The organism is Pseudomonas batumici (genome assembly GCF_036585405.1).
Classification (GTDB): Bacteria; Pseudomonadota; Gammaproteobacteria; order Pseudomonadales; family Pseudomonadaceae; genus Aquipseudomonas; species Aquipseudomonas batumici.
Map to the genome: position 1 here is coordinate 5,867,715 of NZ_CP144470.1, position 26,547 is coordinate 5,894,261.

Consider the following 26,547-nt stretch of genomic DNA (forward strand, 5'->3'; position numbering starts at 1 on the left):
CAATGTCGGCTTTCAGGTGTTGTCCTGGCCGGGCATTTTTTCAGGTGGCCGATCCGTGTGTTCGCGCAGGGCCGTTTCGAGTTCGCGCAGCGTGCGCACAATGGCCTGCCGGGCGGCTTCGATCCGCGCTGTCGGGGCTTCCTGCTGGCATTGCTGTTCCAGGGTTTCGCAGTGTTCCACCAGGTCGTTGGCCTGGGCGATCCGTGCCGCGCCCTTGATCTTGTGGGCCATGTCGATCAATGGAATCAGGTCGCCGCTGATGGGCAGCACTTGCAGTTCCTCGCGGTCGGACTGGCAACTGCTCAGCAGCTCGTCGATCAGGCGGCGCAGCAGCAGCGGTTCGCCCCCCGTCAGGGCGTTCAGGCCGTCAAGGCTGAAGGTGCTCTGGCGTGGGCGCGGTGTGACGTCGGCCAGCTTCTGGTTGAGGGTGGTCAGGCTGATGGGTTTGAACAGGCAGTCATCCATGCCGGCTTCCTTGCAGCGGGTGCGTTCCTCGGGTTGGGCGTTGGCGGTGAAGCCGAACACCGCGCAGGGCGCGAGCCCCTGGCTGGCTTCATGTTGGCGAAGCTGGCAGGTCATCTCGTAACCGTTCAGGACCGGCATGTTGCAGTCGACGATCACCAGGTCGAAATGCCCGTCTTTCCAGGTTTGCAATCCGATCGCGCCATTCTGCGCGGTGGTGAACGAGTGGCCGAGAAATCCCAGCTGCTGGCACATCAGCAAGCGGTTGGCGGGATGGTCGTCCACCACCAGGACATTCAGGGCCTGGAGCGGCAGCGCCAGCTCCGGATCGCGGCTGGCGACGCCTTGCGTGGCTTCGAGGCTGTCCAGTTCCAGGGTCACCACCACGCGGGTACCTTCGCCGGGCTGGCTGGAGAGGCTCAGGGTGCCGCCCATCATTTCGCACAGGCTGCGGCAGATCACCAGGCCCAGGCCGGCCCCACTGCGGGCCAGGTGTCCGGAGTTGTCGGCTTGCACGAAGGGTTCGAAGAGCCGGGCCTGATCGGCGGGGGTGATGCCGATGCCGGTATCCTGGACGGTCAGGGTCATGTTCGTCCGTTGCGCGACGCCGGTGGGCTGCATGAGCAGCCCGATCGTGACCTGGCCCTGCTCGGTGAACTTGATGGCGTTGCTGATCAGGTTGGAAAGGATCTGCTTGAAGCGCAAGGGATCGATCAGGATGTCGCCGATGCTGTGCCGTTCGGGCAGCTGGACCACCAGGTCCAGCTGCTTCTGGCGCGCCAGGCCATCGAAGACCCTGACCACCGACTCCACCAGCTCGCTCAGGTTGACCCGCTCGGGGGACAGGCTCAGGCGTCCCGACTCGATGCGGGCGATATCGAGGATGTCGCCGATCAGTTCCAGCAGGTCCTTGGCCGAGTTGTAGGCGACTTCGATCGCGGGGCGATCCAGATGGCCCTGGTCCGCCCGCTTGAGGGTCAGCTCGAGCATGCCGATCACCGCGTTCATGGGGGTGCGGATCTCGTGGCTCATGGTCGCCAGGAACGTGCTCTTGGCGCGGTTGGCGCTGTCGGCCTGATCCTTGGCCGCGCGCAGTTCTTCGAACAGCTCGCGGCGGTCGCTGATATCGATCCAGCCGCCGATGATGCCTTGCACCTCGCCCAGCGAGTTGCGGTAGGGCAGGATCCAGTGATAGAGGGTCAACCTCCGGTCGCCGATATGCAGCGTGCGGTCGCAGATCTGTGCGGTGCCTTCGTCCATGACCCGCTGGTAGTCGGCCTGGTACTCCCGGGCTTCGAAGGCATTGCCCTGGTAGGCGTCCGTGACCCGCTTGCCGATCACATCCTCCAGTTTGCTCGAGAAGGCCTGCAGGTAGCTGTCGTTGCAGGTCTGCAAGCGGCCTTCGCGATCACGCACATAGATCGGGTGCGGCGTGCCGTTGACCAGCGCGCGCATGAATTCGAACTGGTCGCTCAGGGCCCGTTCGGCCAGTTGGCGTTGCCGGATCTGCCGGCGCATGTAGGCGTTCCAGCCCAGGGAGAGCAGCAGCAGCGCACCGGCCCCGATGACGATCTGCAGGATCAGGCGATGATAGTTGCGCCAATAGCTGTCGGAGGCCGGTGAGTAGCCGCGCCAGCGGCTGTTGATGATGCCCAGTTCGTCCGGGGCGATGCTCAGCAGCGCCTTGTCGAGAATCGAGCTCAGTTCCGTGGCGCCACGGGCGGTGGCCAGGGCGAAAATGGCCTGCTGGGTGCCGATGGTCGCGCTGATCTGCAGCTTGTCGTCGAAGGTCTGCGAGGCGATCAGGTAGTTGGCGATCACCAGTGAACTCACCGCGCCGTCTGCCTGGCCCTGGGCGAGCAATTCGACCGCCTTGAGGCTGTCGTCGGTTTCGATCAGCTTGATCTGCGGGAAGTCGTTGCGCAGGTAGTCGATCAGCGGGTTGCCGCGGATGACGGCCAGGCGCCGGCCTTGCATCTGCTCCAGATTGCTGGCGCTGTCACGACCCTTGGCCGTCAGCAGCACGAACGAGTTTTCCATGTAGGGCCGGCTGAAATGCAGGACGTTCTCGCGTTCATTGGTCGGGCTGACGGCGGCGATGATGTCGACCTGGTTGTTGTTCACCCGATTGATCATGTCTTCCAGGCTGCGCGAGCGCTGTACTTCGAAACGCAGGCCGGTGCGCAGGCGGATCAGTTCCAGCAGGTCGGCGGTGACGCCACGGAAGGTGTTGTCGGCGTCGAAGAACGTGATCGGTGCCAGGGCTTCGTTGACCACCACGCGAACCACCGGGTGCTCCTTGAGCCAGCGCTCTTCGCGCGCCGTCAGTTGCAGCTTGTGGTCGGTCAGCAGGATGTCGCTGCCGGCGCTCCAGCGGTGGGCGATGCTCTCGCGTTCGCTGGTGGGGATCGCCTTGAGGGTCGCGTTGACGGCGCCGAGCAGGGCGGCATTGTCACCGCGTACGGCAAAGCTGAAACCGTAGGCCTCGTGCTTGCCGAAATTGGCCATTTTCACATTGCGCAAATAGCCCTTGTTGATCAGGTAGTGGGTCGAGATGGTGTCCCCCAGGAACACGTCGGCCTGGTCGAAGGCCACGGCGTTGAGCGCGTTCAGGTAGGAGGGGTAGAACTGCAGCGTGGCATTGGGATACAGCGCCTTGATCTCGTCCAGCGGCAGGTAGTGGTAGACCATGCTCAGGCGCATCCCGGCCAGGCCATCGCTGAGGGCGCGGGTTTCGTCTTCACGGGTGACCAGCACCGGCTGGTCGATGGCATAGGGGGTCGAGAGCGCGATGTTCTTGTTGACGGCCTCGAAGCCGTTGGCGCTGCCGAGCAGGTCGATCCGGCCTTGTTCGAGGGCACTGATGGCGGCTTCCCGGGTGGCAAAGCTCTGCACCTTGATGGACAGGCCCAGGGCCCTGCCCAGAATGCCGGCGTAGTCGGCGGTGATGCCTTCGTAGTCACGCCCGCTGACGGTCATGTCGAAGGGCGGGTAGTCCGGGACGGAGGTGCCAAGCACCAGTTCACGCCTGTCCTGGATCCAGCGCCGCTGATCCTTGTCCAGCGCGACCTCCATGTGGCTGGCGCTTGAGCGGCTGAGTAACGAGAAGTGGGTGACACCTTGGGTATCTGCAAGCGCTGACAGGCACAGGCACAAGCCTGTGATCACCATCAGATAGTCCTTTATGCGCATGGGCATTGGTTTTCTCACACTACCGCGTTGCGTTTGGCCATCTCGATAAGCTCTACCAGGGATTTGGCCTTGAGTTTTTGCATGAGTCTCTTCTTGTAGGTGCTGACAGTCTTGTTGCTGAGAAACATGCCCTTGGCAATTTCCTTGTTGGTCCGTCCCTGGGCGAACAGTTGCAGGACCATCAGTTCCCGGTCGTTCACGAGTTTGAATAATTCGATCTCCGGGTTTTCCGGCCCCTCTTTTCGCGCACCGATCAGCGCCTGGCTCGGGAAATAATTGTAGCCGGACAATACCGCCTTGATCGCGCTCAGGAGTTCGCTCAAGTCTTCGGCCTTGCAGACATAACCCGAGGCGCCGGATTGCATGCAGCGCATCGCGAACAGGTTGGGCGTCTGGGCGGTCAGCACCAGGGTCTTGAGTGGCGAGTTCATGGCATTGAAGCGGGCCAGGACCTCCAGGCCGTCCAGTTTGGGGATGCTGATATCCAGGATCACCAGGTCCGGCATGCACTCGCGGACCATTTGCATCGCGTCGACACCGTTATCGGTTTCCCCGACTATTTCATAACAATCCTCCTGTTCCAACAATATCCTGATGGCCAGGCGGACAACGGGGTGGTCGTCGACGATAAATACCGAGTTCATAATAAAGTCCCATACGAGCTGCTTGGAAAGCGCGAACCTTAGCTCAGTTGGACAAGCAGGCGCATGAAGGGAGGGCCCTACAGAGGTAGTATAGGAATATTCCTACTCTAAATAGGGTTTTGACTTACGATTGGCGCAAGTTTGAAAGAGAAGAACTATTTAAGTCTTGAGTTAAATGGTTATACGGAAAGATGAGTTCTTTGTAAGGTCTTAGGGTTCTTTGGGAAATATCCTACTTATAGGTCGGCGTGCTTTTGCAGTGATCCGCCCCGGGGTAGAAACCCAGGGGCTGGCGAGTGGGCGTCACGAAGACGCGGTGGGGCGAGGCAGGTCGGACCGTTCGGGAGGAGTGGCTGTCCCATGGGCATCGTTGTCCAGGCCCAGTGCGGCCTCCAGGGCGTCGCCGTTCAGCGGTTTGCTCAGGCAGCCGAGCAACGGCAGGCGCCGCTCCAGCGCAAGCGCGCTGAGGACAGCGAGTTCTTCGCTGCTGAGACTGCTGAGCAGGATCGCCTGCTTGATCATGCCGCTACGGCAGGCGGTTTCGATCAGGTCCAGGCCCAGCACGTCCGGCAGGCACTGGTCGCACAGCATCAGGTCGAACGGTGTGTGTGCCGAATCCAGCGCGTTCAAGGCTTCCCGGGCCGTGAGCGTCGGTGTCAGGGCGTGGAAGCCATAGCTGTTGAGCAGGCTCTGTGTGGCGGCCAGTTGAAAGGGATGATCCTCTACCAGCAACACGCGTAAGTTGTGTTTGGGCATGGTGTTTTCCGGGCGACCTGTCGACTCGGGAAAGGCTACTTAGGTAGGCGCTGTGTAGGAAAATATGCCTGGAATCGGGCGCTTGTTGAATGGCAGGTCAGCTTGAGTGTGGGGCGGCAGACATAAGAGGACAGCAATTATTTCAGTGGGCCGAAGCCACGATCAATCAGTGGATTCTCTCGCCTGTGTAGGCTTTGTCGCGCCAGGCGGCCCGCCTTGATCAAAGGCGGGCGCCATGGGCTTACACCGGACTGGAACGACCGGTCATTTCCCGGGCCATTTCACTGGCGTAGCTGTCCGTCATCCCCGCGATGAAATCGATCACCCGCAGGAACGAAGTGTGCAGTGGCCACTCGGGCCGTGGGGCGTTGTTGCCCAGCAGGTCGAGGATGCGCCGATGCTTGAACGATGGCGTGCGTCCGCCGTGTTGTTCCAGGGCGGCGCCACAGAAGGCGTTCAAGAGGATTTCCAGGGTGGTGTAGGCACCGATCTCATGGAGCGTCTTGCGCTTGTCCTGGAAGATCTTCTTGCGGGCGATGTCCTTGGCATTGAGGACGCAGCGTTTGGCCGGACCGTGCATGTGTTCGACCAGGTCCCCCGACAGGGTACCGGCCAGCAGCGCGTCCTGTTGCTCGACGAAGGCCCTGGCCGCAGCGTTGGTCAGGTGTTCGATGGCCTTGCCGCGCAGGATCGCCAGCTTGCGTCTGCGAGAATCCTGCGGCCCGAGTTGCCGGTAGGTTTCCGGCAGGTCGTCGCCCACCAGGCCCAGCAGCAGGGATTCGACCTCGGCATAGTCGAGCAGCTCCATTTCCAGGCCGTCTTCCAGGTCGATCAGGGCATAGCAGATATCGTCGGCGGCCTCCATCAGGTAGACCAGCGGATGGCGTGCCCAGCGTTGCTCCTCCAGCTGCGGCAGACCGAGCTTGTGGGCGATCTGCTCGAGGATCGGCAACTCGCTCTGGTAGCAACCGAACTTGTGCTTCTTGTAACCCAGCGAATCGGCGTGCCGCGCGGTCCACGGGTACTTGAGGTAGGTGCCGAGGGTGGCGTAGGTCAGGCGGGTACCGCCTTCGAACTGGTGATACTCCAGCTGGGTCAGCACCCGGAAGCCCTGGGCATTGCCTTCGAAGTTGAGGAAGTCGTTGGCCTCGGCCGTGCTCATGGCGTCCAGCCAGCCGCGTCCGGCCGCCTGATGGAACCAGTGGCGAATGGCGTCCTCGCCGGAGTGGCCGAACGGCGGGTTGCCGATGTCGTGGGCCAGACACGCCGATTGCACCACCATGCCCAGGTCGCTGGGCTCGCACCAGTCCGGCAGGGCGTCGCGCAGGGTTTCACCGACGCGCATGCCCAGGGAGCGTCCGACGCAACTGACTTCCAGCGAGTGGGTCAGGCGCGTATGGATATGGTCGTTGCTGGTCACCGGGTGCACCTGGGTCTTGCGTCCCAGGCGGCGGAAGGCACCGGAGAAGATGATGCGGTCATGGTCTTTGTGGAAGGGGCTGCGGCCCAGTTCTTCAGGGCTGTGCAGCGATTTCCCGAGGCGTTCGCGGGTAAGCAGGGTGTGCCAATCCAAGGCGGGGCTCTCCGTTGGTGACTGATGCCCCAGCTTCCCGTTTAGTACGCGTGCCTGCAAGCAAAACCATGCAAGCAAACATTATAAGCCGGCGGCATCGATGTCGATCAGCAACAGCCGCTGGCCGTTGTCGAAGAATTGCCCGGCGGTCAGGCAATACTGGTTGCTGGTGGCGTCGCGATAGGTGCTGGACAGGATCAGCCGCCGTTCGTCCCAGCCTTCGGCCAGCAGATGATAGAAGTAGGGCCGCCAGGACCAGTTGTGGCCCAGGTAGCTGTTGTCGGCCTGCCAGGCCTGGTTGCACCATTCCAGGTTGGGGGTCAGTTGGGTGCCGTGGCGATCGCATTGGTAGAAGCGCAGCAGCCAGGGGTAGCCGTCGGGCCGGGGCAACTGGCTGAGCGGCGCCTGGGCCTGGGCCCAGCTCTGCAGCGTGGCCATGAGACCGACCAGTTGTTGGCGCAGGCTCATCAGGCGGGCGCGTTCGGCCAGCTTCTGCCGCACATAGCGCTCCCTGAGTTCGGCGAAGCGGGCGACAAAGGCATCGGTGGCGAAGAACTCAAGCTCCGCCTTGGCGAACAGATAGCCCTGGACGTAGCGCGAGCCGCATTCCAGGGCGAAATTCAGCTCGGCCTCGGTTTCCACGCCTTCGGCGATGATCCAGCAGCCGGTCTTTTCCGCCATTTGCGCCAGGGCCTTGACCACTTCGCTGCTGGGGCCGCCGCGGGCCGCGGCCTGGAACAGGCGCATGTCGAGCTTGAGGATGTCCGGCTGCAAGGCCAGCACCCGATCGAGTTGTGAATAACCGGCACCGAAATCGTCGATGGCGATGCGCGCGCCGGCGGCACGATAGCGGCTGACCACTTCGGCCAGTCGCAGGCTGTCGCCCCCCAGTTCGGTGATTTCGAAGACGATGCGCCGTGGATCGACATCGTACTGTGCCAGTTGCTTGAGGCTGGGCAGGGCCTGGCCGTTGCTCAGGCGGCTGATCCAGCGTGGCGACATGTTCAGGCTCAGGAACCAGTCCGGGGGCGCTTCGTGCAGCCGACTCAGGGCGTTGTCGCGGATCTGCCGGTCCAGGCGTCGCAGTGCGGCCGAAGGGCTGCGCGGATCGGCGAACAAGGGGCCCACGGAGGTCAATTGGCCATTGGCCTGGCGCAGTCGGCCGAGGGCCTCGACGCCGGCGATACGGCCGGTGGCGGTATCGATGAACGGCTGAAAACAGGCGAGCGGTTGCCCGTCGATCACGGAGCCTCCTTGGACTGGGTCTGGTTGCGGCGGGCAAGGCCGACGGAGCGCGAGCCCGAAGGTTCGCACTCGATCCGCTGGCTACTGCAAGAATGCAGCCAGCTTCGCCGCCATCACTCTTTGGAGGAGGTTGCGCGCAATGCCAGCCGAATCAGCGGCAACAGGCCGGCACCCAGGCGGACCCAGCGTGACAGGCGCTCCACGCCGCCACCCTTGGCCCCCTTGGCACCGAGGAACCCCAGCAGCGCGACGATACCGATTCCCCACAACGGCGCGTGCTTGAGGCCCAGGTTGGCCTGCCAGTTCCGGCCCAGGCCACGCATATGCTGCAAGGGCTGCAGCAGGTCCCGGGACTCATGGCGGATTTCCTGGCGATGCAGTTCCATGCGCAGGCGGATCAGTGCCTTGCGCATATCCCGGCGTGAATGGACGTGGGTCAGGTCGGGCAGGCTCATGGCAGCAGTCGCTCGCGGTCGTTGGCCAACTCTTCAAGGGTGGCCTGGAAGGGCGACGACTCATCGGCGACCAGCGCTTTCAGACGCAGGGCGCAGAACAGCGCGGCCAGGCTGTAGAAGACGCACAGGCCGATGATGCCGGCCAGGCGCCAACTGTCCCAGAGCAGGATCAGCACCAGCGCCGACAGTCCCACCATCAGCAACAGGGCGAACACCAAGGTCAGTCCGGCGCACAGCAACAGGCTGACGGTCCGGGCTTTCTGCTCCTGGAGTTCGATGCCGAACAATTCGACATGACTGTGCAACAGACCGAGGAAGGCCGCGCCCAGGCGGCGTGTCGAGGAACCGCTGGCGGTCGATTCATCCCCCGCCATATCAGCGCCGCGTCGCCAGCAGGCCGATGATGAAGCCGATACCGGCGGCAATCCCGACGGACTGCCAGGGCTTGGCCTGGACGTAGGCTTCGGTCGCCTCGACCGCCGCCTGGCCGCGATCGCGCAGGGAGGCTTCGGTCAGTTGCAGGGTCTCGCGGGCCTTGAGCAGGCTTTCGCGAATCTGCTCGCGCAACTCGTCGGCCTGCTCGCCAGCCAGGCTGGAGGTGTGCGCCAGCAGGCGCTCCGTGTCATTGACCAGGGTTTGAAAATCCGCCATCAGGATTTCTTGAGCCGTCTGTGCCGTTTTGCGGGTCATGGGGTTGTTTCTCCGTGAAAAGCCATCCGTGAAAAGCCTGTACAGGTTTCGAGTGCGGACCTTGAGTGAAGGTTCACCGCGATTGTCTGGTACAGCTTTTGCTTTGTGCTGGTGCGTTGCGCCGGGCACGTGCGCTGTATTTGGGCGCCCTGGAGCCTTGGCCTGCGAAAACCATACCTTAAATAATCAAAAAACGCGGAAAAAACCCAAGGATGGCTCACGCTTCGTTTTTCGCCCTGCGCCAAACCGGTTCGCCATCGGTTTTGGGTGGCGCCAATCTGGTGCGAAATGCGCGGCGAGCGAACTGCTTTGGTGCTTTTCCCTGACTTCAGGTCTGCCGTCTCCATGGAAAACTTGCAAAGCGCTGTGGACACTCTGGTCCATGGTTCCAACACCCTGTTCATTCTGATCGGCGCGGTCATGGTTCTGGCCATGCACGCCGGTTTCGCCTTTCTGGAGGTCGGGACCGTTCGGCAAAAGAACCAGGTCAACGCCTTGTCGAAAATCCTCAGCGACTTCGCGATCTCGACCCTGGCCTATTTCTTCATAGGCTACTGGATTTCCTACGGCGTCGGCTTCTTGCAGCCGGCGGCGCAAATCAGTGGCGACCACGGTTATGGCCTGGTGAAGTTCTTTTTCCTGCTGACGTTCGCGGCGGCGATTCCGGCGATCATTTCCGGCGGGATTGCCGAGCGGGCGCGTTTTGCCCCGCAGTTGTGCGCCACCGCGTTGATCGTGGCCTTCGTCTATCCGTTTTTCGAAGGCCTGGTCTGGAACGGCAATTTTGGCCTGCAGGCGTGGCTGCTGGCGCACTTCGGCGCCGGCTTCCATGATTTCGCCGGCTCCGTGGTGGTGCACGCCATGGGGGGCTGGCTGGCGCTGGCGGCGGTGCTGTTGCTGGGGCCGCGCCAGGGTCGCTATCGCGAGGGGCGGTTGGTGGCGTTCGCGCCGTCGAGCATCCCCTTCCTGGCCCTGGGGTCGTGGATCCTGATCGTCGGCTGGTTCGGCTTCAACGTCATGAGCGCGCAGACCCTGCAGGGGGTGAGCGGGCTGGTGGCGGTCAACTCGCTGATGGCGATGGTCGGCGGCACCGTGGCGGCGCTGATCATCGGGCGCAATGACCCGGGCTTCCTGCACAACGGCCCCCTGGCCGGCCTGGTGGCGGTTTGTGCCGGTTCCGACCTGATGCACCCGGTGGGTGCGCTGGTGACCGGCGCGGTGGCGGGCGGCTTGTTCGTCTGGTGCTTTATCGCGACCCAGAGCCGATGGAAGATCGACGATGTGCTGGGTGTCTGGCCGTTGCACGGCCTGTGTGGGGTCTGGGGCGGGATTGCCTGCGGGATCTTCGGCCAGCAGGCGTTGGGCGGCCTGGGCGGTGTCAGTCTGGTCAGCCAGTTGCTCGGCACCGCGCTGGGGGTGGTGGTGGCCCTGGTCGGCGGCTTCGCGGTGTACGGTGTGATCAAGGCGCTGCATGGCCTGCGGCTGAGTCCGGAAGAGGAGTACCATGGCGCCGACCTGTCGATTCACAAGATCGGCGCGGTGAGCCAGGACTAATCCGCCCCGGTTCGTTATGCTCGACCCCTGCCTGGGGACATGCGGCCAGGTCCCCCTCGAACGGAGAGGTCTATGGAACGTCTGTATTCACTGCAAGGGTTGAGAGGCATGGCAGTGCTGGGCGTGGTGCTGTTCCACATGGCGGCGGTCGAGCACAAGTACTCCGGCGGCGATACGTTGCTGCCGGGGTGGGTGGACTTTTTCCAGTTGGGCGTGGACCTGTTTTTCGTCATCAGCGGCTTCGTCATGGTGATCGTCACCCGCGGCCGCTTCCAGGACCGGGTCCAGGCCCAGCGTTTCCTGTTCAACCGGCTCTCGCGGATCTACCCCAACTACTGGCTGTACTTCTTTATCACCCTGGCGATCTATCTGGTCCAGCCGATGCTGGTCAACAGTTCCCATGGCGGCTCCAACCTGTGGCTGTCGTTCCTGTTGCTGCCCAATGACCGGGTGCTGCTGGTGATGGTGGCCTGGTCGCTGGTGTTCGAGTTGTGGTTCTACCTGGTCTTCACCCTCCTGCTGGGGTTTCGCGAGCGCGGCCTGCCGTTGCTGCTGCTGGCCTGGGCGATGGTGCTGCTGGGGTTCAACCTGCTGGACTCCTGGCGCGACTATTCCTCGGCCCTCAAGATCGTGCTGCACCCCTATGGGCTGGAATTCATCGTCGGCAGCGCGGCGGCCCTGTTGTTCTATTCCCGTCACAGCGCGAAGGTGCCGGACGCCGTGCTCTGGCTGGTCCTGGTCATGGCGCTCGGGCCGGGTTTCGCCTTGATCGGGCACTATGAGCTGTTCTCGACCGAGGGCTTGCCGAGGATGGTCCTGGTGGGGCTGGTGTTCGCGGCCCTGACCTTGTCCCTGGCATTGCTGGAGCGGCGTCAGTTGATCCATTGCCCACGGTTTCTGGTGTTCACCGGTGACATGTCCTACACCATCTATCTTTCGCACCTGCTGGTACTCGGGGTGGTGGGGCGCGCCTGGCAGATCATTGGCAACTGGCCGACCCATCTTGAGGACAATCTGCTGTTCCTGGTCCTGATGATGATTGCGGTGTGGTGTTACGGCTGGGTCGGCTACAGCTTTTTCGAGAAGCCGGTGCTGGACCGGGCGAGCCGTTATGGGCAGCGCAGATTCCGGCCGGCGGCGTCGGGCAAGCACTACGATGCGGTCTGAGCGGGCGTCCCTGGCTCGACGGTTGCTCGACCCCGGCCTAAAATACAGGTCTCTCTTGTCCCGGACCTTGCCCCATGCCTTCTGAATGCCAGTTGTTCGGCACCTTGGGTTGCCATCTCTGCGAACTTGCCGAGGCGCAGCTGATGCCGTTGGTCGTCGAATACGGACTGATGCTGGAACTGGTGGACATTGCCGACGACGAAGCCTTGTTCGAAGCCTATGGCTTGCGTATCCCGGTCCTGCGCCGCGTGGACACGGGGGCCGAACTGGGCTGGCCGTTCGACGTCGAGCAGGTCGTGGCCTTTCTGAGCTGAACCTCTTCCTGCGCGCCGGCAGTGGATCGGTTGACCCATTGCCCGCTTGCCGAGCCCTTCTGTTTCATCAAATTACCCGCGGTTGCGCTTGAAAAACGACTGTGCTTACGTCGCTGCATGACGTTTGACGCAGCACGTTCCGGTGCTGCAAGGGAGGAAATGAAATGAAAGGGAGGTCGATTCTGCTGGTCAACCAACTGGGCGGGCGCAAGTTTCTGGCCACCGTGGTGGTTGGCGTAAGCACCGCGACGTTGACCTGGTATGGAAAGATCGATGGTGGGACCTACGCCATGGTGATCCTCGGCACGGTGGGCTCGTTCATCGGCGGCAACGTCTATGGGAAGGTCCATCCCAGGGAATCCTGAGGGCTGCCGGCAATCGGTTGGCGGGTCATCAGAAAATCAGTTACTGTATGTTCATACAGTTTTCGTTCCGGTGTTGGGACAGGATGCCCACCCTGGCGTGCGCACCCGGGAACGGAATCCAGAGAGATAAAGAGGGTTAAAGCATGCTCAATGTCGAACAATTGAAATCCAGCGTGAACCGCATGTCCGCTGATGTGGTGCGTGAGGCGGTCCTGGAGTTGCGCCTGGACGGGCTGGTCACGGAAGGCAAGACGCCGTTCAACAAGTTGCACTTCAATACCTGTTTCGCTGAAATCGAAGCCCTGTTCCAGCGCGCGGGCTATCACCGGCAACTGGACGTGGTGGGCTACCAGGGGTTGTTGTACGCACTCTATGACCCGGGGCGCTGGGAGGCGGTGGATGTGTTGCGCTGGCTGAAGGACTACACCGAGGCGGCGGGCGCCGTTCGGCTGGGAAGCAAGATCGCCTCGGGCTGAGACTAGGTTCTGCCGGAGGCTTGCTGGATAATGCTGGCTTGCCCAGCCGTTCGAGTCCTGCCATGTCCGCCTTGCCCTTCAATGCCGCCGAGCACCAGGCCAGCACCTTGTACCTGCCACCCGGCTCGTGGACCACGGTGCTGGACTGCCTGTGCGAACACTTCAAGGCGATCAGCCGTGAGCAATGGCTCGACCGCATTGCCCGCGGTCGGGTGCTGGACGCAGCGGGCGCGGCGATCAATGTGCAGTTGCCTTATCGCGAGGGCCTGCGCATTCACTATTTTCGCGAGGTGCCCAACGAGACGCCGATTCCGGTCAGCGAGACGATTCTCTACGCCGATGAGCATCTGGTGGTGGCGGACAAGCCGCATTTCCTGCCGGTGACGCCGGCCGGCGAGTATGTCGAGCAGACCTTGTTGCGACGCCTGATCCGCCGCCTGGACAACCCGAACCTGGTGCCGTTGCACCGAATCGATCGGCACACGGCGGGCCTGGTGTTGTTCTCGGCCAATCCCGAGAGTCGTGCGGCCTATCAGGCGCTGTTTCCGACCCGACAGATTGAAAAACGCTACGAGGCGATTGCCCGGGCCTTGCCGGACCTGTCGTTCCCCCTGGTCCATAAAAGCCGGCTGGTGGAAGGCGAACCGTTTTTCCGGATGCGCGAAGGGGCCGGTCCCAGCAATACCGAAACCGCGGTCGAGGTGGCGGAAAAAAAGGGCGAGCTGTGGCGCTATGGACTGTATCCGGTCACGGGCAAGAAGCATCAACTACGGGTGCACATGGCGGCCCTGGGGGCGGGGATCTGCAATGACCCGTTTTATCCACAGGTGCTCAAGGATGCCGAGGACGACTACGCCAACCCGCTCAAGCTGCTGGCCCAGGGCTTGCGCTTCATCGATCCGGTCGATGGCCGGGAGCGCCGGTTCGAGAGCGAGATCGTCCTGCATTGGTGACGCCCACTGCCGTCAACGGCAGTCCTGTGCCGCATTCACCGCCGCCCGCAGGCCCAGCAGGTAGCTGTCGACGCCAAAACCGCAGATCTGCCCGCGGGCCACTTCGGACAGTACTGAAGGCTGGTGCAAGGGTTCGTTGCGATGGATATTGGCCATGTGCAACTCGATCACCGGTACCGACAGGTGGGCCAGGGCGTCGCGAATGTCGTAGCTGCTGTGGGTCCAGGCGCCGGCATTGATCAGCACCGCGTCCACCTGTTCGCGGGCACCTTGCTCGATGCGTATGCACATCGCCCCTTCGTTGTTGGTCTGGAAACTGGTGAGGTCCACGTCAAGCTCCCTGGCCAGCGCCCGCAGGCGGTCGTCGATCTGTTCCAGGGTGATGCCGGCATGACGGATCGGTTCGCATTTGCCGAACAGATCGTGATTGATGCCGTGCAACATGAGGACTTTCATGGTTCAGCTCCCGGAGGGGGAATGAGCCCGGGTGAGGGATTTTCATAGAATAGGCCGTAGCCGGGCGTTATGCCCACGGGCGGCGGCTGCCGTCGGGCGGAAACGACGGAGCCCGCGCAAGGCGGGCTCCGTGCTGGCAGCGTATGGGGGCAGGGCTTACAGCTCCTTGACGGTACGCACCTGGTCCTTGTTGATGCGGGTCTTTTTACCGTCCAGTTGCTTGAATTCGTAGAACCCTGAGTCCTCGTCGTATTTCGGGGTGTCCACCGCCTGGATTTCACGTCCGTCGTTCAACGTGATCACCGTCGGCGACGAGCAGCCGGCGAGGGCGGCGAGGCCGGCTGTCAGCAGGAATGCGGCAAGGGTCCGTGGCGTCATGGTACTTCTCCGAAAAAGGATTTCTCTTGAGGATAGCGTTGATTGATGTCAGAACTGATGGATTGCAACGCTCATTGATAGTTTCTGACGGCCATAGGCTCAGCAAGTTCCTTGCGAATGCCTATCATCAGGCGAATGATTCGCGGATTGCAGCAACTGCGGCGTGTTCAGATTGGCCAACCTGGGATCATCGGGCAGGCACTCCAGGGCCTGCGCCTGGAGTTGCAGCATGACCTTGCGCGGGCTGCGTTCCCCCAGGGTCCAGGCGTTTTCGAAGGCCCCGGCCAGCGCGGTGGGGATCACGCACAACAGCGGTTCCCAGTGTTCGCCCTGGCGCAGCATCAGCGGTTTTGTCGGATCGCGGCGAACGGCATCGAGCATGGCCGTGAGCAAGGCGCTGTCGATCTTTGGCACATCGCAGGGCAGCACCAGCAGATGTCCGTGGCGAGCCGCCGCGAGCCCCGCGCGGATCCCGGCCAGGGGGCCGGGAAAGTCGTCGCTGTCGTCGGCCACCAGCCGGTCGGCGTAGGCGGCGTAGCGCGCCTGGTTGCGGTTGCAGGAAATGATCAGGTCATCGGTGAGCGGCCGTGCCACGGCGTGCAGGTGCGCGATCAGCGGCTGCCCGCGCCAGTCCAGCAGGCCTTTGTCCTGGCCGCCCATGCGTTGGCCGCGACCGCCGGCCAGGAGCAGAATGGAAAAGTCGTTCTCGGGCATGGGCACTCTCGATGGCAGCGATGACAGCAGTGAGGAAAAGGCACGCTGTGATATAACACCGGGCTGTTCCTCCTTACAACCGGACCGAGCCTATGAAAGCCAAGGCTGATACACCTTTCGTACCGCTGAATATCGCGGTCTTGACCGTCAGTGACACCCGTACCTTCGAAACCGACACGTCGGGGCAGGTCTTCGTCGACCGCCTCATCGCCGCCGGGCACCGTCTCGCCGAGCGGGTGTTGCTCAAGGACGATCTCTATCGGATTCGCGCCCAGGTCGCCAGCTGGATCGCCGAAGACGTGGTCCAGGTCGTGCTGATCACCGGCGGCACCGGCTTTACCGGGCGCGACAGCACCCCGGAAGCCGTCGCCTGCCTGCTGGACAAGCAGGTCGACGGCTTTGGCGAGCTGTTCCGGCAGATCTCCGTGGCGGACATCGGCACCTCCACCGTGCAGTCCCGGGCGCTGGCCGGCCTGGCCAACGGCACCCTGGTCTGCTGCCTGCCGGGTTCGACCAACGCGGTGCGCACCGGCTGGGACGGGATCCTCGCCGAGCAGCTGGACGCGCGCCATCGCCCGTGCAACTTCGTCCCCCATCTGAAACAGGCGGCGCCTTGTGAATCCCGTGGGTAAGCCGGGCAAGAGCGGTGCGTTGATGCCGGTGGAAGTCGCCCTGGCCCGCCTGCTGGCGCTGGCCGAGGCGACGCCGATCCGTGAGGTGCAGCGCGTGCCGTTGGCGCAGGCCGACGGGCGGGTGCTGGCCGAGGACCTGGTGTCCGGCCTCGACCTGCCGCCATGGCCCAACAGTGCCATGGATGGCTACGCCCTGCGTCTGTCCGATTGGCACGGCGAGCCGCTGCCGGTCAGCCAGCGCATCTTTGCCGGGCAGGCCCCCGAGCCTTTGCAGCCGGGAACCTGCGCGCGGATCTTTACCGGCGCTCCGGTGCCGGCGGGGGCCGATTGCGTCGAAATGCAGGAAAACGCCGAGGTGCTCGCCGATGGGCGGGTGCGCTTCATCGAAGCGCTGGCGGTTGCGCAGAACATCCGGCCCCAGGGCCAGGAAACCACGGTGGGCGAAGTGGTGCTGGCCGCCGGAACCCGGTTGGGGCCGATCGAGCAGGGCCTGGCGGCGTCCCTCGGCTGCGCCGAACTGAACGTGGTGCGGCGGGTGCGGGTGGCGGTGCTGTCCACCGGCGACGAACTGGTCGAGCCGGGCCAGCCGTTGGGGCCGGGGCAGATCTACAACAGCAACCGCGTATTGCTGTGCGGCTGGTTGACGCGCCAGGGCTGCGAGGTGCTGGACGCCGGGATCCTCCCGGATGACCTGGAGGCGACCCGCCAGCGCCTGGCGCAGCTGGGCGATGTCGACCTGATCCTGTCCACGGGCGGGGTCTCGGTGGGCGAAGCCGATTTCCTTGGGATCGCCTTGCGCGAGGCGGGCGAGCTGGAGTTGTGGAAACTGGCGATCAAGCCGGGAAAACCCCTGACTTTCGGGCATTTTCGCGGCGTGCCGGTGATCGGCCTGCCGGGTAATCCGGCTTCGACCCTGGTCACCTTCGCCTTGTTGGCACGGCCTTATCTGCTGCGCCGCCAGGGCGTGCAGGCGGTCCAGCCGTTGCAGTTCAAGGTGCCGGCCGGGTTTGTCTGGTCCAAGCCGGGCAATCGCCGCGAATACCTGCGCGCGCGCCTGGAAAACGGCCGGGCGACGATCTATCGCAACCAGAGTTCCGGCGTGCTGCGCAGCGCGGCCTGGGCCGAGGGCTTGGTCGAGGTGCTGGAGGAGAGCACCCTGGTGGAAGGCGACTGGGTGAACTTCATTCCGTTGAGCGAAGTGCTGGGCTAGCCCTTATGCCGTTGAGTTAAGGGCTGACCTCAAGTCTCGGCCCGGCTTCAGCCTTCCAGCGAGCCGCCGGCCAGCGCGCAGAGCTGGATCGGGTCGAGGATGTGCACTTCCTTGCCTTCGGCGGCGATCAGCTCGTTGCTCTGGAAGCGGGTGAAGACCCGCGAGACGGTTTCCACGGCCAGCCCCAGGTAGTTGCCGATCTCGTTGCGCGACATGCTCAGGCGGAACTGGTTGGCCGAGAAACCGCGGGCGCGGAAACGCGCCGACAGGTTGACCAGGAAAGTGGCAATGCGCTCGTCGGCGGTCTTTTTCGACAGCAACAACATCATTTGCTGGTCGTCGCGAATCTCCCGGCTCATCACCCGCATCAACTGGCGACGCAGTTGCGGCAGTTGCAGGGCCAGTTCGTCCAGGCGCTCGAAGGGGATTTCGCAGACAGAGGTGGTTTCCAGCGCCTGGGCCGAAACCGGGTAGGTCTCGGTGTCCATGCCCGACAGGCCGACCAGTTCGCTCGGCAGATGAAACCCGGTGATCTGTTCTTCGCCGCCGTCGCTCAGGCTGAAGGTCTTCAGCGCACCGGAGCGCACCGCATAGACCGAGCCGAAGGTGTCGCCCTGGCGAAACAGGAACTCACCCTTTTTCAGCGGGCGGCCACGCTTGACGATCTCGTCCAGCGCATCCATGTCCTCCATATTCAGCGAAAGTGGCAGGCAGAGAGGGGCCAGGCTGCAGTCCTTACAATGGGCCTGACTATGGGTGCGCAATTTCACTGGGTCGGACATTTCTTAAATCCTTGTGGGAGAACACACATAAGACGTAAGGGTAACCCAGCAAGGGCCGCTCGGGCCAGCCTGCGCCAAAATGGCGCACCCGTTCAGATGCTCTCACTGCCGAAAGCGGCTCGAACCGTCAGATCACCCGCGAAAAGCGCTGACGGTTCTGCTGTTCCAGGTAGGCATCGAAGACCATGCACACCGAACGGACCAGCAGGCGTCCCGCGGGCAGGACCGTCAGGCGCTCGCGGTCCAGTTCGATCAGGCCGTCCCCGGCCATCTCCATCAGGCGCGGCCAGAGCGCGGCGAAGTAGCCGCCGAAGTCGATATTGAACTGCTGCTCGATGTGGGCGAATTCCAGGCTGAAGTTGCAGATGATCTGCTGGATCACTGCCCGGCGCAGGCGGTCGTCGGCGTTGCACAACAGGCCCCGGCTGGTGGCCAGTTGCGCGCCGGCGAGGGTGTTCTGGTACTGGTTCAGGTCGCTGCTGTTCTGGCAGTAGAGGTCGCCGATCTGGCTGATGGCCGACACCCCCAGGCCGATCAGGTCGCAATGGCCGTGGGTGGTGTAGCCCTGGAAGTTGCGTTGCAGGGTCGATTCTTCCTGGGCAATCGCCAGTTCGTCGTCGGGCAGGGCGAAGTGGTCCATGCCGATATAGCGGTAGCCGGCGGCGGTGAGCTGCTCGATGCTGCGGTGGAGCATTTCCAGCTTGTCGGCCGGCGTCGGCAGTTCGTTTCCGTCGATCCGCCGCTGCGGCATGAAGCGCTCGGGCAGGTGGGCGTAATTGAACACCGACAGGCGATCGGGCTGCAGGTTGATCACTTCGTCGACGGTGCGGGCGAAGTTGTCCGGGGTCTGCCGGGGCAGGCCGTAGATCAGGTCGATATTGATCGAACGGAACTGCAGGGTGCGCGCCGCCTCGATGATCGCCCGGGTTTCCTCCAGGCTTTGTAGGCGGTTGACGGCGCGCTGCACGTTGGGGTCGAGGTCCTGCAGGCCGATGCTGACCCGGTTGAAGCCCAGTTCGCGCAGCAGGCCCATGGTCGACCAGTCGGCTTCCCGTGGATCGATCTCGATGCCGTAGTCGCCGGAATCGTCGTCCAGCAGGTTGAAGTGCTGGCGCAGCCGGGTCATCAGTTGCCGCAGTTCGTCGTGGCTGAGAAAGGTCGGGGTGCCGCCGCCCAGGTGCAGTTGCTCGACTTTCTGCGCCGGGTTCAGGTGGCAGGCGACCAACTGGATTTCCTGTTCCAGGCGTTGCAGGTAGGGCAGGGCACGGCCACGGTCCTTGGTGATGACCTTGTTGCAGGCGCAGTAGTAGCAGATGTTCGCGCAGAACGGCACATGCACGTACAGGGACAGGGGGCGCAGGGCCTTGCGACTGTCGCGCAGGGCGTGGAGCAGGTCGAAGGCCCCGACCTGGCTGTTGAACTGCACCGCGGTGGGATAGGAGGTATAGCGCGGTCCCGCGAGGTCGTAGCGGTGGATCAGGTCTGGGTCCCAACGGATGGCGTCGAGCATGCGGGCATTCCCCCGGATTGGCTGCAATATCCGGAGTCTAGGGGTTGCGGGGAGGGACCATCTTGACCTGTATCAACGGCTGTCAGTGGCCCATCAGCCAGTGCTGGTGCGGCCCCGGCAAGGTCCACAGGCCGAACAGCATCACCAGCAGGCCGCCGCTCATGCGCACGCTGCGCTTGCGCAGCAAGGCCGTGACCCGTTCCGCCGCAAGGCCAGTGGCCAGCAGCACCGGCCAGGTGCCCAGGCCGAAGGCCAGCATCAACAGCGCACTGTCGAGCGCATTGCCCTGGCTCGCCGCCCAGAGCAGGGTGCTGTAGACCAGCCCGCACGGCAGCCAGCCCCACAGCGCGCCCAGCAGCAGGGCGCGGGGCAGGCTCGACACCGGCAGCAGGCGGTTGGCCAGCGGCTGGATATGCCGCCACAGGCCGCGTCCGAGGCTTTCGATACGGGTCAGGCCGCTCCACCAGCCGGCTAGGTACAGGCCCATGGCGATCAACAGCAGTCCGGCGATCACCCGCAGCAACAGCGCCGCCGGGCTGCTGGCCACGGCCCAGCCGGCCAGGCCGATCAGCAGGCCGGCGGCGGCATAGCTGAGGATCCGCCCCAGGTTGTAGGCCAGCAGCAGGCGAAAGCGCCGGCTGCGTTGCTCCGGGGGAATCGCCAGGGTCAGGGCGCCCATCAGGCCGCCGCACATGCCCAGGCAATGACCGCCGCCGAGCAGGCCGAGAATCACCGCCGAGACCAGCAGGGGCGCCAGTTCAAGCATGGGGCGGGGCCTTGTCGTGCTTGTCCGTGGTGTCTTCGACGGCGGCGGTGTGCTTCGGGTCCAGGTCGTCGAACAGGATGCTGTGGGCCGGGCCTTCCAGGTCGTCGTACTGGCCGCTGTCCACGGCCCAGAAGAAGATGTAGACGGCGATGGCCACGATCAGCAGGGCGGCGGGGATCATCACGTAGAGAGCTGGCATGGGAACTCCATGCCCGCGCGGCTCAGGCCGGCAACGGGCGGGTATCTGGCGTGGCAGTGAGCACCGGCGCGCCGGGCAGGCGGGTCAGGCGCAAGGCATTGAGCACCACGGTCAGCGAGCTGATGGACATGCCGACCGCGGCCCACACCGGGGTGATCCAGCCGAGGGCGGCGAACGGCAACATCAGGCCATTGTACAGGCTGGCCCAGATCAGGTTCTCGATGATGATCCGCCGGGTCCGCCGGGCCAGGTCGATGGCTTGCACCAGGGCGCCCAGGCGATTGGACAGCAGCACGGCGTCGGCGCTGGTCTTGGCCAGGTCGGTGGCCGAGCCCATGGCCACGCTGATATCGGCGGCGGCCAGGACCGGGACGTCATTGACGCCGTCGCCGAGCATCAACACTTTGCGGCCCTGTCGATGCAAGTCCCACAGCATCTGCAATTTGTCGTCCGGACGCAGGCCGCCGCGAGCTTCGTCGATGCCCAGTTCGGCGGCGACACTGGCGACCATCGGCGAGCTGTCGCCGGACAGCAGCAGCGTGCGCCAGCCCCGCGCCCGGCAGGCCGCCAGCAGCGCGGGGGCGTCGTCACGCAGACGGTCGTCGAGGACGAACCAGGCCAGCGGCCCGTGGCTATCGCCCAGCAGCAGCCATTGTCCGGCTTCGTCTGGCGTCGGTGGCAGCGGGCAGGCCGCGAGCGCGCAGACATACGCCGCCTGGCCGATGCGCAGGCGTTGCTCGCCGACCCGGCCTTCAAGGCCCAGGCCAGGGCTGCCGTGGACCTCCTCGGCGGCTTGCGGGGCGCGGCCAAAGGCACGCGCGATCGGGTGTTCGGAGCGGTTTTCCAGGGCGGCGGCGAGGCCCAGGCAGCGCTCGCTGTCCAGCTCGCGCAGCGGGCGGATGGCGCGCAGGGTCAGGCGGCCTTCGGTGAGGGTGCCGGTCTTGTCGAAGATCACCGTATCGATCTGGTTCAGGCCTTCGAGCACATGGCCGCGGGTCAGCAGCAGGCCGAGCTTGTGCAGGGTGCCGGTGGCGGCGGTCAGGGCGGTGGGGGTGGCCAGCGACAGGGCGCAAGGGCAGGTGGCGACCAGCATCGCCAGCACGATCCAGAACGCCCGGGACGGTTCCAGCTGCCACCAGACCAGGCCGATGACCGCCGCGGCGATCAGCGAGAACAGCAGGAACCACTGCGCGGCGCGGTCGGCGATCTGCGCCAGGCGCGGCTTTTCGCTCTGGGCGCGATCGAGCAGGCGGACGATGGCGGACAGGCGGGTGTCCTGGCCGAGGGCCAGGACCTCGACGGTCAGGGCGCTGTCGACATTCAGGGTGCCGGCGGTGACGGCATCCCCCGTTGTGCGCGGTTGCGGCAGGTACTCGCCGGTCAGCAGGGACTCGTCGATGCTCGAGCGGCCTTCGACAATCCGCCCGTCGGCCGGCAGCACGGCACCGGGATGCACCAGCACCCGCTCACCCAGGCGTAGTTCACTGAGCAGGATGCGTTCGCTCTGGCCGTCGGCCCCCAGGCGCAGGCAGGACGCCGGCAACAGGTTGACCAGTTGCGCGGTGGCGGCGGCGGTGCGCTCGCGGGCGCGGCGCTCCAGGTAGCGACCGGCCAGCAGGAACAAGGCGAACATGCCCACGGCGTCGAAGTAGAGTTCGCCGACCCCGCTGATGGCGGTCCAGATGCCGGCGCAGTAGGCGCTGCCGATGGCCAGCGAGACCGAGACGTCCATGGTCAGGTGGCGGGTGCGTAGATCGCGAAAGGCGCCGCGAAAGAACGGCGCACAGCTGTAGAAGACGATGGGCGTGGTCAGGAACAACGCCACCCAGCGCAGGATGGTGTGCAGTTCCGGGCTCAGGTCGATATTGAATTCCGGCCAGGTGGCCATGGTCGCCATCATCGCCTGGAACCACAGCAGGCCGGCCAGGCCCAGTTGGCGCAGGGACTTGCGATTATCACGGGCAAGCTGTTCGCAGGCCTGGTCGGCCTGGTAGGGGTGCGCGGCGTAGCCGATCTGGCGCAGTTCGCCGAGGATCTGGCTCAACGGCAGTTGGCTGTCCGCCCAGCGCACCTGCAGGCGGTGATTGGACAGGTTCAGCCGCGCCTCGGCCACGGCGGGCAGGCCGAGCAGGTGCTTCTCGATCAGCCAGCCGCAGGCGGCGCAACTGATGCCCTCCATCAGCAGGGTGGCTTCGGCGAGTTCGCCGTCGTGGCGGACAAAGGGCTTCTGCACCTCGGCGCGGTCGTACAGCGCCAATTCATCCGCCAGTTGCACCGGCAGGGCCTCGGGGTTGGCCGAGGTTTCGCTGCGATGGCTGTAATAGTGCTCCAGGCCGCCGGCGACAATGGCCTGCGCCACCGCCTGGCAGCCCGGGCAGCAGAACTCGCGGGGCTCGCCCAGGACGACAGCGGTGAAGCGACTGCCGGTAGGGACGGGCAGGGCGCAGTGGTAGCAGGGTGTCGGGGTCGTCATAGGCGCCATCGGTCACTGTGGGAGCCGGCTTGCTGGCGATGGGATCTGATAGCCGACATCGTTGTCGCCTGGAAGATCGCTATCGCCGGCAAGCCGGCTCCTACAGAAGCGGGATCGTATTTACTTGCTCGGCTCTTCGGCGCCTTGCAGCGGTTCGTCGCCCAGCTTCAGGTCCTTGTCGTGGCTGATCTGTTCTTCTTCGAACAGGCGCCAGGTCTTGTCGCCCTCGACCCCCAGCAACTCGACGAAACGCCGGCCCTCGATCTTGTCCGCCAGTTGCCCGATATAACGTCCGGGTTCGCTGTCACTGCGGCTCAGGGTGACCTTGCGGTCCTTGTCCGGCTGGGTCGGCGAGATCAGGTTCAGCTCCAGGCTGGACGGCCGGCTGTCGCCCGTCAGGCGCAGGTCGACTTCGCCGGTGACCTCGTCCAGGTGCACCTTGGCATGCAGCTTCAGGCCCTGGGCCAGCAGTTCGCGGTCCAGGGAGCGGTTGATGCCCTTGCCGGCCTCGTAGTAGTTGTCGTTGACCAGGTTGTCCGGGTTGTTGACCGCGATGGTGACCATCGACAGGGTCAGGGTCACCGAGCAGGCCATGATCCCGATCAGGATCCAGGGCCAGAGGTGCTTGTACCAGGGGCTTGCGGCAGTGGCTGCGGGCATCGGGTCTTCCCTTAACGGATTTGCGGGCCGATGAATCGGCTCTTGGCTTCAATGTGGACGCTGGCGTCATCGGCGTCGCGCAAGGTGAATTTCACCTCGTTGGTGCTCGACGGCAGCTGATCGGGGGCGCTGGACAGCTCCATCGGCATGTTGAAGATCTCGCCGGCGGGCACGTGGATTTCGCGCTTGCCCTGGAGTTTCAGGTCGGGCAGGCCACTGGCGTCCAGTACATAGGTGTGGTCGCGCTGATCCTTGTTCATGATCTTCAGGCTGTAGACGTTTTCGACCCGCCCTTCGGCATTCTCGCGGTACAGCACGCGGTCCTTGCTGACATCGAAGCCCACCAGCGAACGCATCAGGAATGCCGTCACCAGCAGGCCGATCATGGTCAACAGGACCAGCGCGTAACCGATCAGGCGCGGCCGCAGCGTGTGGGTCTTCTGCCCGGAAAGGTTGTGCTCGGTGGTGTAGCTGATCAGTCCGCGCGGGTACTGCATCTTGTCCATGATGCTGTCGCAGGCGTCGATGCAGGCGGCGCAACCGATGCATTCGATCTGCAGGCCGTCGCGGATGTCGATGCCGGTGGGGCAGACCTGCACGCACATCGTGCAGTCGATGCAGTCGCCCAGGCCCTGGGCCTTGTAGTCGATGCCTTTCTTGCGCGGGCCACGGCCTTCGCCACGGCGCGGGTCGTAGGAGACGATCAGGGTGTCCTTGTCGAACATCACGCTCTGGAAGCGCGCATAGGGACACATGTAGATGCACACCTGCTCGCGCAGCCAGCCGGCGTTGCCGTAGGTAGCGAGTGTGAAGAAGCCGACCCAGAAGTAGGACCAGCCATCGGCTTCGCCGATGAAGAAACTGATGGTCAGGTCGCGAATCGGCGAGAAGTAGCCGACAAAGGTCATGCCGGTGACAAAGCCGATCAGCAGCCACAGGCTGTGCTTGCTGAACTTGCGCAGGAACTTGTTGGCGCTCATGGGCGCCTTGTCGAGCTTGATGCGCTGGTTGCGGTCGCCTTCGGTGACCTTTTCGCACCACATGAAGATCCAGGTCCAGACGCTTTGCGGGCAGGTGTAGCCGCACCAGACCCGCCCGGCATAGACGGTGATGAAGAACAGGCCGAACGCGGCGATGATCAAGAGGCCCGAGAGCAGGATGAAATCCTGGGGCCAGAAGGTGGCGCCGAAGATGAAGAACTTGCGTTCGGGCAGGTTCCACCAGACGGCCTGGTGACCGCCCCAGTTCAGCCACACGGTACCGAAGTACAGCAGGAACAGGACGGCACCGCCGGTCATCCGCAGGTTGCGGAACAGGCCGGTGAAGGCACGGGTGTAGATTTTCTCGCGAGAAGCGTAAAGGTCGACGGTGTCGTTGGCGGGTTTGGCAGGTGGAGTGACGTCGTGCAGCGGAATCTGGTTGCTCATTATTGCGTCCCACGGCTGGGGGAAATGCCTCGGTCAGTACATGCCGACCGCGATCAGAAAGCGTAGTGCAGTGGCGCAATGATACGCCGGTCCCTGTGGTCCAAGGGTGCGACCTTTGGTCGCGTTGGGTGACGCGTCCGGATGGTGTAGCAGATGTAACAAAGCATGATGCAGGTCAATTGACTATAGCTGATGGATCGTGTTCGGGCGTGGTCAGGGTGGCGTGCGATGGCCGGGGTGGCGGGGTGTTTTTCAGCCGAGGAAGAGGGCTCGTACCTAATGAAAACGGCCCCGCCAGGGGTGCTGGCGGGGCCGTCGGTTGTTGCTCGAGCGCACTTACTCAGCGGGCTTGTTGTCGCCGTGGGACAGGCTGTAGACGTAGGCGGCCAGCAAGTGGACCTTGTCGTTGCCCTGCAACTGCGCCTGGGCCGGCATCTGGCCCTGGCGACCATGGCGGATGGTCTGCTGCAGTTGCGCAAAGCTCGAGCCGTAGATGAACGCGCCCGGGTTCGTCAGGTTCGGCGCGCCCATGGCCGGGGTGCCCTTGCCTTCGGGGCCGTGGCAGGCCACGCAGTTGCCGGCGAAGATCTTCTGGCCCGCCACCGGGTCGGCCTTGGCGCCTTCCGGCAGCTGGCGATGGTGGAAGTTGGTCAGCACGAACGAGGCGACATCGGCCACGCCCTGTTCGCCAATGACGTCGACCCAGGCCGGCATCATCGCGTGGCGACCACCCATGATGGTGGTCTTGATGGTTTCCGGCTCACCGCCCCAACGCCAGCCCACGCCGGTCAGGTTGGGGAAGCCGTAGGCGCCCTTGGCATCGGAGCCGTGGCACACCGAGCAGTTGGAGGCGAACAGGCGACTGCCCATCTTCAACGCCTGCGGGTCCTTGGCCACGTCCGCGATGGGCATGGCGGCGTACTTGGCGAAGATCGGTCCGAACTTGGCATCCGACCGGGCCATTTCCTTTTCCCATTCGTGCACGCCGGTCCAGCCGGTCTGGCCGTTGGCGAAGGCGGTCTGCTTGTCGTTGTCCAGGTAGGCGTAGCCCGGCAGCAGGCCTTTCCAGTTGCCCAGGCCCGGATACAGGACCAGGTAGCCGAGGGCGAAGACGATGGTGCCGACGAACAGCATGAACCACCATTTGGGCAGCGGGTTGTCGTACTCCTCGATACCGTCGAAGGAGTGGCCGACCGTCTCCTCGGTCTGATCGGCGCGCTGACCCCGGCGGGTGGAGAGCAGCAGCCAGGTCAGGGCGAAGATGGTACCCAGGCTGAGGACGGTGACGTACAGACTCCAGAACGTAGTCATTCTTTGTTACTCCTAGACGCTTTTTCGACCTGCTTGATGGCTTCGGGATCATCCGCGAAAGGCAACAAGGTCGCGTCGTCGAACTCCGACTTGCGCCGTGGGCTGAACACCCACAGCGCTAGGCCGATAAAGGCCACCATCACCACGAGGGTGCCCAGGCCACGAATCATCCCGATATCCATC

At 64.0% G+C, this 26,547-nt stretch carries 28 protein-coding genes; 8 read left to right on the plus strand and 20 right to left on the minus strand.

Features of this window, described 5'->3' with window-relative positions; translation table 11 throughout:
• Positions 1-12 precede the first annotated feature (12 nt).
• From NUH87_RS26970 to NUH87_RS27005, 8 genes are all read right to left on the minus strand, one after another.
• On the minus strand, positions 13-3,660 hold the full coding sequence (locus tag NUH87_RS26970) for a transporter substrate-binding domain-containing protein (protein ID WP_338523391.1): 3,648 nt from the start codon (positions 3,658-3,660) through the stop codon (positions 13-15).
• Between the two features lie 8 nt (positions 3,661-3,668).
• Positions 3,669-4,298, minus strand: a complete 630-nt coding sequence (locus NUH87_RS26975; protein ID WP_040064687.1) for a response regulator transcription factor — start codon at positions 4,296-4,298, stop codon at positions 3,669-3,671.
• 303 nt (positions 4,299-4,601) lie between these two features.
• Positions 4,602-5,054 carry a response regulator gene (locus NUH87_RS26980; RefSeq protein WP_338523392.1) on the minus strand — a complete coding sequence of 151 codons (453 nt, stop codon included), beginning with the start codon at positions 5,052-5,054 and terminating at the stop codon, positions 4,602-4,604.
• A 241-nt stretch (positions 5,055-5,295) separates the two neighbouring features.
• On the minus strand, positions 5,296-6,627 hold the full coding sequence (locus NUH87_RS26985; RefSeq protein WP_338523393.1) for a deoxyguanosinetriphosphate triphosphohydrolase: 1,332 nt from the start codon (positions 6,625-6,627) through the stop codon (positions 5,296-5,298).
• An 81-nt stretch (positions 6,628-6,708) separates the two neighbouring features.
• Entirely contained in the window at positions 6,709-7,872 is a 1,164-nt protein-coding gene (locus NUH87_RS26990; protein ID WP_338523394.1) for an EAL domain-containing protein, read from the minus strand.
• Positions 7,873-7,985: 113 nt separating this feature from the next.
• Positions 7,986-8,327 (minus strand): hypothetical protein, encoded by a 342-nt coding sequence (locus NUH87_RS26995; protein WP_338523395.1) that lies wholly within the window; start codon positions 8,325-8,327, stop codon positions 7,986-7,988.
• A complete protein-coding gene (locus NUH87_RS27000) occupies positions 8,324-8,701 on the minus strand; it encodes a phage holin family protein (RefSeq protein WP_338523396.1) in 378 nt (125 codons plus the stop codon). The genes NUH87_RS26995 and NUH87_RS27000 overlap by 4 nt, the downstream gene beginning before the upstream one ends.
• A 1-nt stretch (position 8,702) precedes the next feature.
• The gene (locus tag NUH87_RS27005; protein WP_338523397.1) at positions 8,703-9,017 is read right to left on the minus strand and encodes a DUF883 family protein; all 315 of its coding nucleotides are present in this window, start codon (positions 9,015-9,017) and stop codon (positions 8,703-8,705) included.
• 345 nt (positions 9,018-9,362) lie between these two features.
• Here NUH87_RS27005 and NUH87_RS27010 point away from each other — a divergent pair, with 345 nt between their 5' ends.
• From NUH87_RS27010 to NUH87_RS27035, 6 genes are all read left to right on the plus strand, one after another.
• A complete protein-coding gene (locus NUH87_RS27010) occupies positions 9,363-10,571 on the plus strand; it encodes an ammonium transporter (RefSeq protein WP_338523398.1) in 1,209 nt (402 codons plus the stop codon).
• A gap of 72 nt (positions 10,572-10,643) precedes the next feature.
• Entirely contained in the window at positions 10,644-11,738 is a 1,095-nt protein-coding gene (locus tag NUH87_RS27015; RefSeq protein ID WP_040064676.1) for an acyltransferase family protein, read from the plus strand.
• A 74-nt stretch (positions 11,739-11,812) separates the two neighbouring features.
• Positions 11,813-12,052 (plus strand): glutaredoxin family protein, encoded by a 240-nt coding sequence (locus NUH87_RS27020; protein WP_040064675.1) that lies wholly within the window; start codon positions 11,813-11,815, stop codon positions 12,050-12,052.
• 164 nt (positions 12,053-12,216) lie between these two features.
• Positions 12,217-12,417 (plus strand): hypothetical protein, encoded by a 201-nt coding sequence (locus NUH87_RS27025; RefSeq protein ID WP_040064674.1) that lies wholly within the window; start codon positions 12,217-12,219, stop codon positions 12,415-12,417.
• A 143-nt stretch (positions 12,418-12,560) separates the two neighbouring features.
• Positions 12,561-12,893, plus strand: a complete 333-nt coding sequence (locus tag NUH87_RS27030; protein WP_040064672.1) for a hypothetical protein — start codon at positions 12,561-12,563, stop codon at positions 12,891-12,893.
• A gap of 62 nt (positions 12,894-12,955) precedes the next feature.
• Positions 12,956-13,846: a pseudouridine synthase gene (locus tag NUH87_RS27035; RefSeq protein WP_338523399.1), complete on the plus strand. Its 891-nt coding sequence runs from the start codon at positions 12,956-12,958 to the stop codon at positions 13,844-13,846.
• A gap of 12 nt (positions 13,847-13,858) precedes the next feature.
• On the opposite strand, the gene NUH87_RS27040 is transcribed toward NUH87_RS27035, so the two are convergent.
• The 3 genes from NUH87_RS27040 to mobA form a co-directional block, all read right to left on the minus strand.
• The gene (locus tag NUH87_RS27040) at positions 13,859-14,302 is read right to left on the minus strand and encodes a type II 3-dehydroquinate dehydratase (protein ID WP_338523400.1); all 444 of its coding nucleotides are present in this window, start codon (positions 14,300-14,302) and stop codon (positions 13,859-13,861) included.
• A gap of 156 nt (positions 14,303-14,458) precedes the next feature.
• A complete protein-coding gene (locus NUH87_RS27045) occupies positions 14,459-14,680 on the minus strand; it encodes a YgdI/YgdR family lipoprotein (RefSeq protein WP_040064669.1) in 222 nt (73 codons plus the stop codon).
• A gap of 99 nt (positions 14,681-14,779) precedes the next feature.
• Positions 14,780-15,394 carry a molybdenum cofactor guanylyltransferase MobA gene (gene mobA / locus NUH87_RS27050; protein ID WP_338523401.1) on the minus strand — a complete coding sequence of 205 codons (615 nt, stop codon included), beginning with the start codon at positions 15,392-15,394 and terminating at the stop codon, positions 14,780-14,782.
• Between the two features lie 92 nt (positions 15,395-15,486).
• Here mobA and moaB point away from each other — a divergent pair, with 92 nt between their 5' ends.
• On the plus strand, positions 15,487-16,026 hold the full coding sequence (gene moaB / locus NUH87_RS27055; RefSeq protein ID WP_040064666.1) for a molybdenum cofactor biosynthesis protein B: 540 nt from the start codon (positions 15,487-15,489) through the stop codon (positions 16,024-16,026).
• 22 nt (positions 16,027-16,048) lie between these two features.
• On the plus strand, positions 16,049-17,236 hold the full coding sequence (glp, locus tag NUH87_RS27060) for a gephyrin-like molybdotransferase Glp (RefSeq protein ID WP_338526969.1): 1,188 nt from the start codon (positions 16,049-16,051) through the stop codon (positions 17,234-17,236).
• Between the two features lie 47 nt (positions 17,237-17,283).
• On the opposite strand, the gene fnr is transcribed toward glp, so the two are convergent.
• The 9 genes from fnr to NUH87_RS27105 form a co-directional block, all read right to left on the minus strand.
• Positions 17,284-18,018: a fumarate/nitrate reduction transcriptional regulator Fnr gene (gene fnr / locus NUH87_RS27065; RefSeq protein WP_040064664.1), complete on the minus strand. Its 735-nt coding sequence runs from the start codon at positions 18,016-18,018 to the stop codon at positions 17,284-17,286.
• Positions 18,019-18,145: 127 nt separating this feature from the next.
• Positions 18,146-19,528, minus strand: coding sequence for an oxygen-independent coproporphyrinogen III oxidase (gene hemN / locus NUH87_RS27070; protein ID WP_040064663.1), 1,383 nt, complete (start codon positions 19,526-19,528; stop codon positions 18,146-18,148).
• An 82-nt stretch (positions 19,529-19,610) separates the two neighbouring features.
• Positions 19,611-20,294 carry a sulfite exporter TauE/SafE family protein gene (locus NUH87_RS27075; protein WP_338523402.1) on the minus strand — a complete coding sequence of 228 codons (684 nt, stop codon included), beginning with the start codon at positions 20,292-20,294 and terminating at the stop codon, positions 19,611-19,613.
• Positions 20,287-20,493, minus strand: a complete 207-nt coding sequence (ccoS, locus tag NUH87_RS27080; protein WP_338523403.1) for a cbb3-type cytochrome oxidase assembly protein CcoS — start codon at positions 20,491-20,493, stop codon at positions 20,287-20,289. Before ccoS ends, NUH87_RS27075 begins: the two co-directional genes overlap by 8 nt.
• A gap of 22 nt (positions 20,494-20,515) precedes the next feature.
• Positions 20,516-22,966 carry a heavy metal translocating P-type ATPase gene (locus NUH87_RS27085; RefSeq protein WP_338523404.1) on the minus strand — a complete coding sequence of 817 codons (2,451 nt, stop codon included), beginning with the start codon at positions 22,964-22,966 and terminating at the stop codon, positions 20,516-20,518.
• Positions 22,967-23,086: 120 nt separating this feature from the next.
• Positions 23,087-23,626 (minus strand): FixH family protein, encoded by a 540-nt coding sequence (locus NUH87_RS27090; protein WP_338523405.1) that lies wholly within the window; start codon positions 23,624-23,626, stop codon positions 23,087-23,089.
• An 11-nt stretch (positions 23,627-23,637) separates the two neighbouring features.
• Positions 23,638-25,053 carry a cytochrome c oxidase accessory protein CcoG gene (gene ccoG / locus NUH87_RS27095; RefSeq protein WP_338523406.1) on the minus strand — a complete coding sequence of 472 codons (1,416 nt, stop codon included), beginning with the start codon at positions 25,051-25,053 and terminating at the stop codon, positions 23,638-23,640.
• A 336-nt stretch (positions 25,054-25,389) separates the two neighbouring features.
• Positions 25,390-26,364, minus strand: coding sequence for a cytochrome-c oxidase, cbb3-type subunit III (gene ccoP, locus NUH87_RS27100; protein WP_338523407.1), 975 nt, complete (start codon positions 26,362-26,364; stop codon positions 25,390-25,392).
• Positions 26,361-26,546 (minus strand): CcoQ/FixQ family Cbb3-type cytochrome c oxidase assembly chaperone, encoded by a 186-nt coding sequence (locus NUH87_RS27105; RefSeq protein WP_040064652.1) that lies wholly within the window; start codon positions 26,544-26,546, stop codon positions 26,361-26,363. The genes ccoP and NUH87_RS27105 overlap by 4 nt, the downstream gene beginning before the upstream one ends.
• Position 26,547: the final 1 nt, after the last annotated feature.

Coding starts and splice junctions, on each gene's coding strand:
- NUH87_RS26970 (WP_338523391.1), bottom strand. CDS start 3,660: ATGCCCATGCGCATAAAGGACTATCTGATGGTGATCACAGGCTTGTGC.
- NUH87_RS27085 (WP_338523404.1), bottom strand. CDS start 22,966: ATGACGACCCCGACACCCTGCTACCACTGCGCCCTGCCCGTCCCTACC.
- NUH87_RS26975 (WP_040064687.1), bottom strand. CDS start 4,298: ATGAACTCGGTATTTATCGTCGACGACCACCCCGTTGTCCGCCTGGCC.
- NUH87_RS27030 (WP_040064672.1), top strand. CDS start 12,561: ATGCTCAATGTCGAACAATTGAAATCCAGCGTGAACCGCATGTCCGCT.
- NUH87_RS27045 (WP_040064669.1), bottom strand. CDS start 14,680: ATGACGCCACGGACCCTTGCCGCATTCCTGCTGACAGCCGGCCTCGCC.
- ccoG (WP_338523406.1), bottom strand. CDS start 25,053: ATGAGCAACCAGATTCCGCTGCACGACGTCACTCCACCTGCCAAACCC.
- ccoS (WP_338523403.1), bottom strand. CDS start 20,493: ATGCCAGCTCTCTACGTGATGATCCCCGCCGCCCTGCTGATCGTGGCC.
- NUH87_RS26980 (WP_338523392.1), bottom strand. CDS start 5,054: ATGCCCAAACACAACTTACGCGTGTTGCTGGTAGAGGATCATCCCTTT.
- NUH87_RS27025 (WP_040064674.1), top strand. CDS start 12,217: ATGAAAGGGAGGTCGATTCTGCTGGTCAACCAACTGGGCGGGCGCAAG.
- NUH87_RS27090 (WP_338523405.1), bottom strand. CDS start 23,626: ATGCCCGCAGCCACTGCCGCAAGCCCCTGGTACAAGCACCTCTGGCCC.
- NUH87_RS27075 (WP_338523402.1), bottom strand. CDS start 20,294: ATGCTTGAACTGGCGCCCCTGCTGGTCTCGGCGGTGATTCTCGGCCTG.
- mobA (WP_338523401.1), bottom strand. CDS start 15,394: ATGCCCGAGAACGACTTTTCCATTCTGCTCCTGGCCGGCGGTCGCGGC.
- NUH87_RS26995 (WP_338523395.1), bottom strand. CDS start 8,327: ATGAGCCTGCCCGACCTGACCCACGTCCATTCACGCCGGGATATGCGC.
- fnr (WP_040064664.1), bottom strand. CDS start 18,018: ATGTCCGACCCAGTGAAATTGCGCACCCATAGTCAGGCCCATTGTAAG.
- glp (WP_338526969.1), top strand. CDS start 16,049: ATGCCGGTGGAAGTCGCCCTGGCCCGCCTGCTGGCGCTGGCCGAGGCG.
- ccoP (WP_338523407.1), bottom strand. CDS start 26,364: ATGACTACGTTCTGGAGTCTGTACGTCACCGTCCTCAGCCTGGGTACC.
- NUH87_RS27105 (WP_040064652.1), bottom strand. CDS start 26,546: ATGGATATCGGGATGATTCGTGGCCTGGGCACCCTCGTGGTGATGGTG.
- NUH87_RS27005 (WP_338523397.1), bottom strand. CDS start 9,017: ATGACCCGCAAAACGGCACAGACGGCTCAAGAAATCCTGATGGCGGAT.
- NUH87_RS27015 (WP_040064676.1), top strand. CDS start 10,644: ATGGAACGTCTGTATTCACTGCAAGGGTTGAGAGGCATGGCAGTGCTG.
- moaB (WP_040064666.1), top strand. CDS start 15,487: ATGAAAGCCAAGGCTGATACACCTTTCGTACCGCTGAATATCGCGGTC.
- NUH87_RS27035 (WP_338523399.1), top strand. CDS start 12,956: ATGTCCGCCTTGCCCTTCAATGCCGCCGAGCACCAGGCCAGCACCTTG.
- NUH87_RS27000 (WP_338523396.1), bottom strand. CDS start 8,701: ATGGCGGGGGATGAATCGACCGCCAGCGGTTCCTCGACACGCCGCCTG.
- NUH87_RS27020 (WP_040064675.1), top strand. CDS start 11,813: ATGCCTTCTGAATGCCAGTTGTTCGGCACCTTGGGTTGCCATCTCTGC.
- hemN (WP_040064663.1), bottom strand. CDS start 19,528: ATGCTCGACGCCATCCGTTGGGACCCAGACCTGATCCACCGCTACGAC.
- NUH87_RS27010 (WP_338523398.1), top strand. CDS start 9,363: ATGGAAAACTTGCAAAGCGCTGTGGACACTCTGGTCCATGGTTCCAAC.
- NUH87_RS27040 (WP_338523400.1), bottom strand. CDS start 14,302: ATGAAAGTCCTCATGTTGCACGGCATCAATCACGATCTGTTCGGCAAA.